The 11,478-nt window shown below is 36.9% G+C and carries 11 protein-coding genes; 3 read left to right on the forward strand and 8 right to left on the reverse strand.

All coding sequences use genetic code 11. The features are described from left to right. Position 1 precedes the first annotated feature (1 nt). The 3 genes from AAV96_RS03425 to AAV96_RS03435 form a co-directional block, all read right to left on the reverse strand. Positions 2-661 carry a response regulator transcription factor gene (locus AAV96_RS03425; protein ID WP_046738340.1) on the reverse strand — a complete coding sequence of 220 codons (660 nt, stop codon included), beginning with the start codon at positions 659-661 and terminating at the stop codon, positions 2-4. Between the two features lie 92 nt (positions 662-753). Next, positions 754-1,119, reverse strand: coding sequence for a NirD/YgiW/YdeI family stress tolerance protein (locus tag AAV96_RS03430; RefSeq protein WP_046738341.1), 366 nt, complete (start codon positions 1,117-1,119; stop codon positions 754-756). Positions 1,120-1,205: 86 nt separating this feature from the next. Continuing rightward, the gene (locus AAV96_RS03435; protein ID WP_034601299.1) at positions 1,206-2,963 is read right to left on the reverse strand and encodes a GspE/PulE family protein; all 1,758 of its coding nucleotides are present in this window, start codon (positions 2,961-2,963) and stop codon (positions 1,206-1,208) included. 218 nt (positions 2,964-3,181) lie between these two features. Between AAV96_RS03435 and AAV96_RS03440 the strand changes: the two genes are divergently transcribed. Continuing rightward, entirely contained in the window at positions 3,182-4,453 is a 1,272-nt protein-coding gene (locus AAV96_RS03440) for an MgtC/SapB family protein (RefSeq protein WP_046738342.1), read from the forward strand. A gap of 8 nt (positions 4,454-4,461) precedes the next feature. On the opposite strand, the gene tsaA is transcribed toward AAV96_RS03440, so the two are convergent. Further along, a complete protein-coding gene (tsaA, locus tag AAV96_RS03445; protein ID WP_046738343.1) occupies positions 4,462-5,196 on the reverse strand; it encodes a tRNA (N6-threonylcarbamoyladenosine(37)-N6)-methyltransferase TrmO in 735 nt (244 codons plus the stop codon). A gap of 100 nt (positions 5,197-5,296) precedes the next feature. On the opposite strand from tsaA, the gene AAV96_RS03450 reads away from it, so the two are divergent. Continuing rightward, the gene (locus AAV96_RS03450) at positions 5,297-6,076 is read left to right on the forward strand and encodes a ferredoxin--NADP reductase (protein ID WP_046738344.1); all 780 of its coding nucleotides are present in this window, start codon (positions 5,297-5,299) and stop codon (positions 6,074-6,076) included. Positions 6,077-6,183: 107 nt separating this feature from the next. On the opposite strand, the gene AAV96_RS03455 is transcribed toward AAV96_RS03450, so the two are convergent. The 4 genes from AAV96_RS03455 to AAV96_RS03470 form a co-directional block, all read right to left on the reverse strand. Continuing rightward, a complete protein-coding gene (locus AAV96_RS03455) occupies positions 6,184-6,744 on the reverse strand; it encodes a TetR/AcrR family transcriptional regulator (RefSeq protein WP_004661875.1) in 561 nt (186 codons plus the stop codon). A 345-nt stretch (positions 6,745-7,089) separates the two neighbouring features. After that, complete coding sequence (locus tag AAV96_RS03460; RefSeq protein WP_004661935.1) at positions 7,090-7,596, reverse strand: hypothetical protein; 507 nt, start codon at positions 7,594-7,596, stop codon at positions 7,090-7,092. A 33-nt stretch (positions 7,597-7,629) separates the two neighbouring features. Further along, complete coding sequence (locus AAV96_RS03465) at positions 7,630-8,685, reverse strand: linear amide C-N hydrolase (protein WP_046738345.1); 1,056 nt, start codon at positions 8,683-8,685, stop codon at positions 7,630-7,632. A gap of 200 nt (positions 8,686-8,885) precedes the next feature. Then, the gene (locus tag AAV96_RS03470; protein WP_046738346.1) at positions 8,886-10,046 is read right to left on the reverse strand and encodes a cupin domain-containing protein; all 1,161 of its coding nucleotides are present in this window, start codon (positions 10,044-10,046) and stop codon (positions 8,886-8,888) included. A 203-nt stretch (positions 10,047-10,249) separates the two neighbouring features. Here AAV96_RS03470 and dnaX point away from each other — a divergent pair. Beyond that, positions 10,250-11,478 (forward strand): DNA polymerase III subunit gamma/tau (gene dnaX, locus AAV96_RS03475; protein ID WP_046738347.1); only part of this gene is annotated, 1,229 nt, incomplete at its 3' end.

The following is an 11,478-nucleotide window of genomic DNA, read 5'->3' on the forward strand; positions in this document are numbered from 1 at the left end:
CTTATTCCTGATCCATTCGATAGCCTAAACCACGAATGGTTTTGATATAGTGCCCACCAATTTTTTTACGAATCTGATATATAAAAACCTCAATTGCATTACTTTCAATTTCGTCCCCCCACGCATAAAGGGATTCTTCAAGTTGTTCCCGAGTTACAATATGATCAGGTTTTAGCATTAATTTATGCAAAATTTGGAATTCTTTAGCAGTTAGATTAATTGGCTGTTCGGCTTTGGTTAGTGTTTTTGCTTGTGGATCAAGCTGTAAATCTGAAAAACTCAAATATTGCCCAGCTCGGGCTTGATGTTGGCGTAACTGAGCACGCACTCGGGCAGACAATTCTTCTAAGTTAAATGGCTTAACCAAATAATCGTTTGCACCTAAGTCTAAACCTTCGACTCGATCCTGAATATGATCTCTTGCAGTAATAAAAATAACGGGGGGTTGCGCATTTTGACGGCGAATTACTTTAACAATTTCATCGCCAGAGGCTTGAGGTAAACCACGATCTAACAAAAGACAATCATAATGATGTTGCTCTATTGCCAAAATCGCGTGATCGCCACGTTCTACCCAATCCACATTATAACCATCCATTTCTAACCAGTCTTTAATGCTTTCTGCCTGAGAAGCATCGTCTTCCGCTAGTAAAATGCGCATAAATGATTGTTCTCTTTCTATTTTTAGAATTTAATTAAAGGATAAACAAAAAACCACATAAGCGTCATGTGGTTTTTATTAGTAGTTATGATTTAAAACTGAACTTGATCGACATCGACTTCAACACGCTTAGTCGGTTTATAGTCAATATCAATCTCACCAATAATAGTGACTGGCGTTTTAGCTGAAATAGGTTTTCCTTGCCATAGATCATCATCAATATCGACCGTAATCATCCCAGTCTGATCACTAAATTGATACTTCTCATCTCCAGTCGCTTTGACTACATAACCTTTCAATTGCACTGGGGTATCGTCTTTTAACGTCAATGCTTGTTTTACTGTGATTACCTGAGTTGGAGCAAGAGCCTGTTGGTTAACTGCACCAGTGTTTGCAATTGCAAATGTTGTAGTACCCACTAAACCAGCAATCACCATAACTTTAGAAAAGATATTCATATTTGATTCCTCATCTTCGTTGCTTGATTTCTATAGAGTCATTAAAACAAATGAAGATGAGGTGAATCTGAAGATCAATAATTTGCTTAACTCAAAGGGACGACGCGCAATACCTCTTCTAACGTGGTTGCACCTTCAATGACTTTGCGTGCACCTGCAATCCGCAGTGGCTCAACACCCTCTTTCTTGGATTGTGCTTTCAGATCATTCAGTGTGCCATGAGCACTAATAATAGACTTTAACTCTAAACTTACTGGCATAAATTCATAAATACCTACACGGCCTTTATAACCTGTATGGCGACATGCTTCACATCCAACTGCTTTATACATCGTCGTTGGCATATCCATCATATAATCGAAAGTAAGATGCTCCCACTCTTGTTCATTAATTGCCGTTTCTTGCTTACAAAGTGGGCAAAGTCGGCGCACCAAACGTTGAGCTAGAACACCTAAAATCGTTGCCGCAGTTAAGAATGGCTGTACGCCTAAATCATGCAAACGGGTCAGACTTGAAGGTGCATCATTGGTATGTAAAGTCGAAAGAACCAAATGTCCTGTTAATGCTGCTTGAATCGCCATATTTGCGGTGTCATGGTCACGAATCTCTCCCACCATGATAATGTCAGGATCTTGACGCATCAGTGCACGAACACCATCGGCAAAACCAAGTTCGATATTTGGATTCACCTGCATCTGGTTAAAACTTGGTTCCAACATTTCAATCGGATCTTCAATGGTACAAACATTCACTTGTTCTGTTGCTAATTGCTTTAAAGATGAATATAAGGTTGTCGTTTTACCTGAACCTGTTGGCCCCGTCACCAAAATAATCCCGTGGCTATGTTGTGTTAGTTGCTGCCAACTCTGTAATAAATGCCCTTCAAAACCCAATTGTTGAAAACTACGTACTAAGACTTCTGGGTCAAAAATACGCATGACCAACTTTTCACCAAATGCCGTAGGAAGTGTAGAAAGACGTAACTCGGTTTCTTGGCCTTTCGGTGTTCGCGTTTTTAAACGTCCATCTTGTGGTTTACGTTTTTCCGCAACATTCATGCGACCTAAAATTTTAATACGGGAAATCACTGCTGTAAGTGTATTGGCAGGCATATTATAAATTGTATGTAATACACCATCGATACGAAAACGCACCTTGCCTTTGTCTTTGCGAGGCTCCAAATGAATATCACTTGCACCCTGCTCAAAAGCAAATTGCAATACCCAATCAACGAGTTTCACAATATGCTGGTCATTGGCATCAGGGTTTTGTGTATCGCCTAATTGCAGTAAAGCTTCAACCCCCTTATTGTCACGGTCAAAAGCACTTGTGCCTTGAGAAGAACTCACTGCTCGACTAACTTGATAATATTCAATCAAATAACGTTGTAGCTGTTCTGGATTTAATAGCACAGCTTCAACTTTTTTCGGACTCAAACTTCTTTCTAAATTATTTTTCCATTCCATCATAAATGGCTGATCTGTACCGATTAAAATACGATCAGAGTGAACTTCTACTGCCAAAATATGATTTCGAGCTGCAAACTCTTGAGACATAACACTGGTTAATGCCGTCACATCCGCCTTTAGAGGATCAATTACAAATAAAGGAACATGTGATTTTTCCGCCAACCATAGACATAGACGATTGAGTGTTAAAATGGTTTCTGGATTTAATTGATCTTTCAGATTAAATTTTGCAACCCACTGTAAAGGATGCCACTTCAATTCATCTTTTTGACGATGCGTTGTTTGTACTAATAATTTATCCCGTTCATTGATTCGTCCATCTTTTTGTAATTGTTCTAAGCACCAAAAAATATCGATTTGAAAATTAAACGTCATTGTTATACCCCAAGCTATTTCTATAATATAACAGAGATTTATTGAAATCTCCCAGATCATTTCATAACTCAAGAATGATTAAAAACATATAGATAACTTAGCCATAAAAGCAAAAAGGGTTAAGATAAAGCGATGCATTTATGCAATTTTAAAGTATATAAATTCAACTAAATTTTGCCCAAACAATAACGATGATCCTCTAAGCGAAAGGATATGACATGACTGATTTACTTGATTTATCAATACAAAATACTGCTTTAAGTCAGTTAATGATGATCTTTGCTGTATCGCTCGGTTGTGGATTATTGATCGGCTTAGAACGGGAACAAAGCAAAGCGAAACATAAGACCAAAACCTTTGCTGGTTTTAGAACCTTTGCAATTAGCTCTCTTTTAGGAACACTGTGCTTTTTATTTAATTTAGAAATAGGAATTACGGGGGCAATTTTAATTGGTGCTATAAGTATTGCATCACTTAAAAATCAACCCGATGATCCTGGTGTGACTACTGAACTTGCACTCATAATGACCTATTTTATCGGTGCTGTTTGCATATGGAATATCAATTTAGCTGCTGGGCTTGCAGTGACGCTGACCATTCTACTTTTTGCGAAACAATCACTTCATGGGCTCGCAAACCAGTGGATTAACGAAAGCGAATTAAGGGATGGCGTGCTACTACTGGCTTTAATTCTGATTGCACTGCCCTTAGTACCGAACCAAGCCTTTTGGGGACCCGTATTAAATCCCTATACAATTTTGAAATTATTAAGCCTCATACTATTTGTACAAGCATTAGCACATTTTGCCAAAAGACTTTTATCATCAAAAAATGCAATCGTATTTTCTGCTTTGGCATCTGGTTTTGTCTCAAGCACAGCAACTATCGCAAATCTGGGTATGGAAGTTCGTAACAATGGTGCGAACCCTCATGTTAATGCTGGTGCGGCCTTGATGTCCTGCGTATCTACGCTTATTCAAATGCTCATTATTGTTGCAAGCATTAGCTTGGCTTGGTTCAAAATCATATTTTTCCCAACTATCATTTCAACCATCATTCTATCTATTTGGGCTTTATATTTAATGCGGACATCTATTGGCGATGGTGAAACAATCGCAACCAATGATAATAGCCGCATGTTCAGCTTCAAAAATGCCATCATTATTACTTTTGCCTTATCAGCAATTCAAGCCGCGGTATATGCTCTCAACCTTTGGCTTGGTAGTTCAGGTCTGATTTTAGGTACATTAATCGCATCTCTTTTTGAGATACATGCGGCAATTGCTGCAATCGTTGTCCAAGCCGAGCCTGATACCGTTCAGGCAACAACACTTATGATCGCATTAATGATCGGACTTGCTGCTCATGCTTTAGCGAAAAGTATCAACGCTGCGCTAACAGGAGGATATAAATATGCTCTTGCTTTTATTCCAGCCCAAATCATACATATGACTGTATTAATTATCATGCTCTGGATGCAACAGCACTAATATAGATGCTAATTGATAGCGTCAAGCTTTAATATGTTGATCTTGTCATCATCAACATTAAAACTCACATCGAACGTGGAAAACTTCATTTTATAAATTCGACTCGCATCATCATGATAAGCAGGCCGTGGATCTAAAGATAGAACTTGTTCTAACTCGTCAAAGATTTTCGGCTGAGTGTCATTCTCTTGAATGAACTTGTGCTTAATTGATTGTGCTAATTCGCTCCATAGAACACGCTTTCGAATCGGCTCCTCTTGCGCATAGCCACTGACTGAATCCATCACTGCATCTGAATAATGGATATAAGGTTTAATATCTAAAATTGGGGTTTTATTGAGTAAATCACTTCCCATCACATACATGCGAACACTCTTAGCACATTTTTCAACACGTAAAAAGCGAACGACCGACAAACCTATAGGAGATGGGCGATACATACTCCTCGTTGCAAATACTCCAATTTTTTGATTACCTCCTAATCTAGGCGGACGCACTTGTGGACGAAATTTAGACATTTGATTCAAGGAGTTATCATTATTTTTATTATCATGGAATTGCCACAACAACCATAAATGACTGAAGTCTTCAATTCCCTCAAATGCCGAAAGATCATTATAAGGTTCTGACAACTCTATATAGGACTCCACCTGCACCAAATTTGGCTGTCGTGGAATACCAAATTTCTCCTGATAAGGAGAATGCATATAACCGATGATCGGCATGACCACAGAATTGCTCATCACTTTTTCTTATAAACACAATTAAATATATTCAGTTTATAGAGAATGATTTTAGATTAGAATAGCAATCTGTTTCTTTTAACTGTGATCGAGACCTTTAATGGCTGCTTTTAACGTTGAACGCATTACTCATGTTCACCACTGGAATGACACGCTTTTCAGTTTTAAAACCACGCGCGATACAAGCTTACGTTTTAAAAATGGTCAGTTTGTGATGATCGGACTTGAAGTGAATGGTAAGCCTTTAATGCGTGCGTATTCGATTGCGAGTGCGAATTATGAAGAAGAACTCGAATTCTTCTCAATTAAAGTACAAGATGGTCCTTTAACATCTATTTTACAAAAAATAGAAGTGGGCGATGAAATCCTTATTTCAAAAAAACCTACGGGTACTCTTGTACATGATGATTTATTGCCAGGTAAAAACCTATATCTGTTATCTTCAGGTACAGGATTAGCACCATTCTTGGCTTTATTACGTGATCCTGAAACATATGAAAAATTTGAAAAAGTGATCATGGTTCATGGTACGCGTTATGTATCAGAACTTGCATACCAAGATTTAATCTTAAATGAACTACCAAACCATGAGTTCTTTGAAGAATTGGGTATCAAAGATAAATTAATCTACTATCCAACAGTGACTCGTGAACCTTTCCATACACAAGGCCGCGTTACAACCGCAATTGAATCTGGTCAATTATTTGAAAAAATTGGTTTGCCACGTTTCAATCGTGAAACTGACCGTGCAATGCTTTGTGGTAGCCCAGCATTCCTTAAAGACGTTGCAGCATTACTTGATCAACATGGTTTAGTTGAATCACCACGTATGGGTGTAATGGGTGACTATGTTATTGAACGTGCATTCGTTGAAAAATAAATAGAAACAAACTACTATAAATAAACCGAGGTGATAAACCTCGGTTTATTTTTTATAATAAATATTTTAAAATTCTAAATAAACTATTTAGCAATATTAAATACTAATCAAGCTGCATCTAAATTAATCAATTTTTCAATATAATACCAACACTCTTCTATTTGTGTATGGTCTTTATTTACTTTAGCATAAGCAGTCATACCATCTAAAATATTAATATACATTGAAGTTAGTACATGAGGCTGAAATACTTTAGCTTTTTCAAAAAAACCTTCTAATAATTGCATTAACCACTCTCTATATTCAATGATTGGTCGAATAATAGACGGATACTGTTGTAATACTTCAAGTGATGCTTTTTGAAACATACAACCATGAAAATCATCTGAATTAAACCAAGCTACATGCCAAAAATAGACTGCTTTAATTTTGCCTAAATAATCATCTTCATTAAGTATACTAAGTTCTTTTTCAATCGCTTCTTGAATACTCTTGTTACGCCTAGACAAACACTCCTCTATAAGGTTCTCTTTTGAAGGGAAATACTTATAAAAAGTCATCTTGGCAACGCCAGACTCACTGATAATTCGGTCTACCCCTACTGAGCTGTAGTTATAGCGGTTAAAAAGATTCAGAGCCGTTGCAATAATATCTTCTTTTTTTGACATACAAGCCTCGAATTCGCTCTCTGCTAATATGAGCTGAGCATTATTTGCATTCCGTCATGCAATTTTGGCACGGATTTTACATGGTATTAAAGAAATATCATAGAAAAAAATAACATTATTTATTTAATTGATTCTTAAATTTACAGTTTACTAGTTATTTTTTTGTTAAATATATGAATTAATTAAACTAATCTAAAGAAAATACAGTAATTATAAGATGATTTATAACTCTATAATATGAATTTAAACTAATTCACATTTATTTAAAATTATGATAATTGAATAATAAAAGTCAGTTATTAAATTTTAAGATAAATAACTGACTTTTATATAATTTATTAAAAATTAGCTTCTTGGTAAAGTTTCAATTAAACGCACAAAATTTTGATAAAGCGTTGATTGTTGAGTAGGTGTATATACAGGGCGTTTAATTGTGCCTTTATTGGTTTGGATCATTAAATCGACATTTTTTGCATTTCTAAGTTCATTAAGAAATAAACTCGGGATAACAAAAGTATTTGATGAGCGTTTAGGAATGAGACGATTGATGTATTTCTGTTGGGTTTTTCCAACAGGCTCATAACTGAATAATTTATTATCAACGCTGAATGTCATACCTGTAATGTCATAATATTCATAAGTACTACTCAATGCCACATCAATTTGTAGGCGATCTTTTTGCTGCTTATCCCATTCCACGACAACATTTGGACAAAGTTCATTTGCCTTGCAACTTAATGAACCTGCTGTTGCGAGTTGACTTATATTTGTAGCATCTGATGTTGGATTTGTTAGGTTACTACAACCACTTATTGCGATACACAGGCTAAGACAACCAAGTACTTTTTTCATATTTAACTTCTCGAGTTTATTTCTATTCAGATGTTAATGATGTAACTCTGGACCAAGAAATTCAAATGGTTTTGCAATTTTAAATTGATCAGTCGCATCGCCAGCAAAAGTATTTTGTTGGTCTTTACCAAGATCTAATTTACGCGTCACACCATCTTTAAAGTTAATTTTCTTTAAGTCCACCCAGAAAACATTAGGCGATACAGCAGATTCAAAAAAGTAGAGTAGTTGTTTGTGATCTGCAACTGTACGCCAACGTGTTGAAGAAATATTGGGCTCTTCCTCTGTATTTAAGCCAAAAGGAACCGATGCATTACGTATAACACTAAAGACAGAGGCAATCGCTTCTTTTGAATTATCATTTTTAGGGATAGCGTTGATATAAAATGATGCGCGTGCAAATCTATCGGATGCTCTATTCGTTCCTGGTAGCATTACAGTGCCACCAATTTGCTTCCAATAGGTATTTAAAGCCAATTGTTGATCGAAGGTAGGAGAGTTGGTCATAACCTGATATTTCTTATCATGATGGATGACTTGTTTACCATTAATGTATTCAATGATTGCACTATCACCAGTTTTGTCTGAAATTGATAAATGAAGTGTTGCGAGCCTTTGTTCACCAGGAACACTGTCTGTAATTAGTATAAATGGTTCTTTTTCTAAGGCTGTCACTGCTTCCGACACAGTCGCATAGTTATCAAGCACATATTGTGCCCATGCAGAAATACTTAATTGTGGCTTATTTGATTGTTTTGCATTTGGATATTCTGATTCAACTAGCCATAACACATTTGCCATTAGACCAGCTTCATTCATGCCATCCGTACTTGATATATCATAGCCTGAAGCGATAACACTGCCATATTTCGATTTCCATTTAAGTGATTTAGGCCCTGCATTACTATCGCGGTTTACGCCACTCGGCATGATCCATAGGTTGGTTCCAACATCTACTTTCCAATCCATTGATCGTGCTGTAATGATGTGATTGTCATTGCCTAAATATACTGCTCTAGTACAAGCTTGTGCTGTTTGAAGTACGAATGAAGATGCGATCAATGAACAAAATAGTGTTTTTTTAAACATATTGATTCTCCGTTATAGTAAAGAATAATTTAGATATAATTTATGTTTTAAGTTGTTATTAGTGAGTCTATAAAAAATATGATCTCTTTCAAGACTTAAAATGTAATCATTATAAAAAAATAGTTTTAATTTTTTATGTCAAATCATAAAAGTAGAAATAGTCGAAACTACTTCTACTTTAATTAGAGGATGTATCAGGCTTAGTGAGGTGGTAGCAACATAATAACTGCTTGATTCAGTAAAAATACGATATCTTCTAAGATATCCGTATGATTAAATTCTTCATCAAATGCTAAGCTTGCGCCATCTGCAATTTGTTTCAGTTGTTCTTGGAAAGATTGAGAAATACAGATATTTTCCCCATTTGCCCAAAAGTCTAATAATTGATCTTGTTGTCTATAGAGCAATCTTGATGCAGGTTCCAGAATAAGTTGATAGCCACTATTGATAACTTCAACCAAATCATCTATCACAATTTCTTCTGGCTCAGGAATACTATTGGGATATTTAGATTCACTCATGTATGCCATGATCGCCGCATCAAATTCTGGTGCTTGAGTGAGATAATCAAGTAATTGAGTCTTGAGATAAGAAAACTCAGTATTATTTATCTCTCCAATAGCATTTGTTTTTAAGCGAGTAATATCCGCGAGAGGATTTGTTAAGACTGAGTTTTTTGCGAATTGTTCACTGAGTCGATCTGTCATTTCAGCTAAATTTGGCATACGGAAGCCAAATGAGAAAGTTAAACAATCATCTTCAGCAACGCCATAATGAGCAAGACCAGGTGGTACATATAATAGATCGCCAGGTGCAAGTACCTCATCAAATTGTACATTTATTTCAGGCAAGAGCTTTAATGGCTGGTCAGGAATGAATTGAGTTGATTCATCACACATTTGACCTAACTGCCAACGGCGATGACCATGCCCTTGTACAAGGAATACATCGTAAAAATCAAAGTGTTTACCAACAGAGCCACCTTTAGGTGCGTAAGAGACCATGATGTCATCGCGGCGCCATTGGGGAATAAATGGAAATTTTTTCCAGAGCTCAGCAATATCAAAAGAATAATGGTCCACCGCTTGAACTAGGATAGTCCAAAGATTCGGTAACTTTTGGAAATCGCCTTTAGTGAGTGGTGATGATTTTACATGCCATTCATATGGATTTTTATTTTTTTGACGAATCAAGCGAGCACTGACATCTTCTTCTAGCGCTAGTTCTTTGACATCTTCGGGTTCTAATAAACCCATAATTTCAGGCATTGCATTGCGAACTAACAATGGTTTTTTTTGCCAATATTCATTCAGGAATTGTTCTGCGGTAATACCGCCGAGTACCGCTAAGGATTCAGACATGTCAAAGAGACCAGCAACTTAAAAATTATGGTGTATTCTCTATTGAGTTGAATATCGGTGCAAGTCTTGTGATGATTGTGAGTAAATCTATAAGAAATTCAGTTTAAAAGCTCCAGAAAGTATTTAATCTTGATCAATTAGAAATGGACTCGTTCACAGCCTTTCAAAAAAACAGTATGCTTAAGATGCAGAAAGGAGCATACATGTATCAAGTACTGGCAAGAAAATACCGTCCTCGTAATTTCAATGAGTTAGTTGGGCAAAACCATGTTTCTCGTGCTTTAACTAGCGCATTAGAACGTGGGCGTTTGCATCATGCCTACTTGTTTACTGGAACGCGTGGTGTCGGTAAAACCACGATTGCCCGTATTTTAGCCAAATGTTTGAACTGCGAGACAGGGGTCACTTCAACGCCATGTGAAGTCTGTGCAACCTGTAAGGCCGTAAATGAAGGTCGTTTTATTGATTTAATAGAGATCGATGCGGCATCACGGACCAAGGTTGAAGATACTCGAGAGTTACTCGACAACGTACCTTATGCGCCGACGCAGGGTCGCTTCAAAGTTTACCTGATCGATGAAGTGCATATGCTTTCAACGCATTCATTTAATGCCTTGCTCAAAACTCTAGAAGAACCACCAGAGCATGTGAAGTTCCTCTTTGCAACGACAGATCCACAGAAATTGCCGATTACCGTCATCTCGCGCTGTTTGCAATTTACCTTGCGTCCTTTGGCTGTTGATGAAATCACAGAACATTTAACAACAATTTTAAATAAAGAGCATATCGAGGCCGATCAAGATGCAATTTGGCAAATTGCAGAATCTGCACAAGGATCATTACGTGATGCATTGTCTCTAACAGACCAAGCAATTGCCTATGGCCAAGGTGCAGTCCATCATCAAGATGTTAAAGATATGCTCGGTTTGATTGACCGAACCATTATTTATGATTTGATCTTGGCAATTCATCAAAATCAGCAAGCACGAGTAAGTCAGTTACTTCTACAATTCAGACAGCAAGCTTTAGATGTGTCGTTGGTTTTAGACCAATTGGTTTCTACCTTGCATGAATTGGCATTGCTGCAATATTTACCTAATCTTGCATTGAAATATAGTGAAGAGATTAATCAGAAAATTTTGCAACTTTCGAAACTCATTTCTGCTCAAGATTTGCAGTTGTATTATCAAATTGCTTGTAAAGGTCGAGCTGAGTTGCAACTTGCGGTGACGCAAGAGCAAGGCTTTGAAATGACGGTGTTGCGTTTACTAGCGTTTAGACCTTTGACTTTGAATGAAGTTACCGTAACTGCAACACCTGTTACGCAAATTACAGCGCCTGAAGCGTATCAGCCCGTACAGGATTTAAGTACAGAAAATCAGTTTGCAGTTCAGCAAGAAACAGTTAGCGTTGAACCTGAACCTGAACCTGA

It is taken from the genome of Acinetobacter sp. AG1 (assembly GCF_001005525.1).
GTDB classification, from domain to species: Bacteria; Pseudomonadota; Gammaproteobacteria; order Pseudomonadales; family Moraxellaceae; genus Acinetobacter; species Acinetobacter modestus.

Bases quoted from the DNA above. Each gene is read 5' to 3' on its own strand.
- AAV96_RS03425 (WP_046738340.1), bottom strand. From the start codon at position 661: ATGCGCATTTTACTAGCGGAAGACGATGCTTCTCAGGCAGAAAGCATT.
- AAV96_RS03430 (WP_046738341.1), bottom strand. From the start codon at position 1,119: ATGAATATCTTTTCTAAAGTTATGGTGATTGCTGGTTTAGTGGGTACT.
- AAV96_RS03435 (WP_034601299.1), bottom strand. From the start codon at position 2,963: ATGACGTTTAATTTTCAAATCGATATTTTTTGGTGCTTAGAACAATTA.
- AAV96_RS03440 (WP_046738342.1), top strand. From the start codon at position 3,182: ATGACTGATTTACTTGATTTATCAATACAAAATACTGCTTTAAGTCAG.
- tsaA (WP_046738343.1), bottom strand. From the start codon at position 5,196: ATGAGCAATTCTGTGGTCATGCCGATCATCGGTTATATGCATTCTCCT.
- AAV96_RS03450 (WP_046738344.1), top strand. From the start codon at position 5,297: ATGGCTGCTTTTAACGTTGAACGCATTACTCATGTTCACCACTGGAAT.
- AAV96_RS03455 (WP_004661875.1), bottom strand. From the start codon at position 6,744: ATGTCAAAAAAAGAAGATATTATTGCAACGGCTCTGAATCTTTTTAAC.
- AAV96_RS03460 (WP_004661935.1), bottom strand. From the start codon at position 7,596: ATGAAAAAAGTACTTGGTTGTCTTAGCCTGTGTATCGCAATAAGTGGT.
- AAV96_RS03465 (WP_046738345.1), bottom strand. From the start codon at position 8,685: ATGTTTAAAAAAACACTATTTTGTTCATTGATCGCATCTTCATTCGTA.
- AAV96_RS03470 (WP_046738346.1), bottom strand. From the start codon at position 10,046: ATGTCTGAATCCTTAGCGGTACTCGGCGGTATTACCGCAGAACAATTC.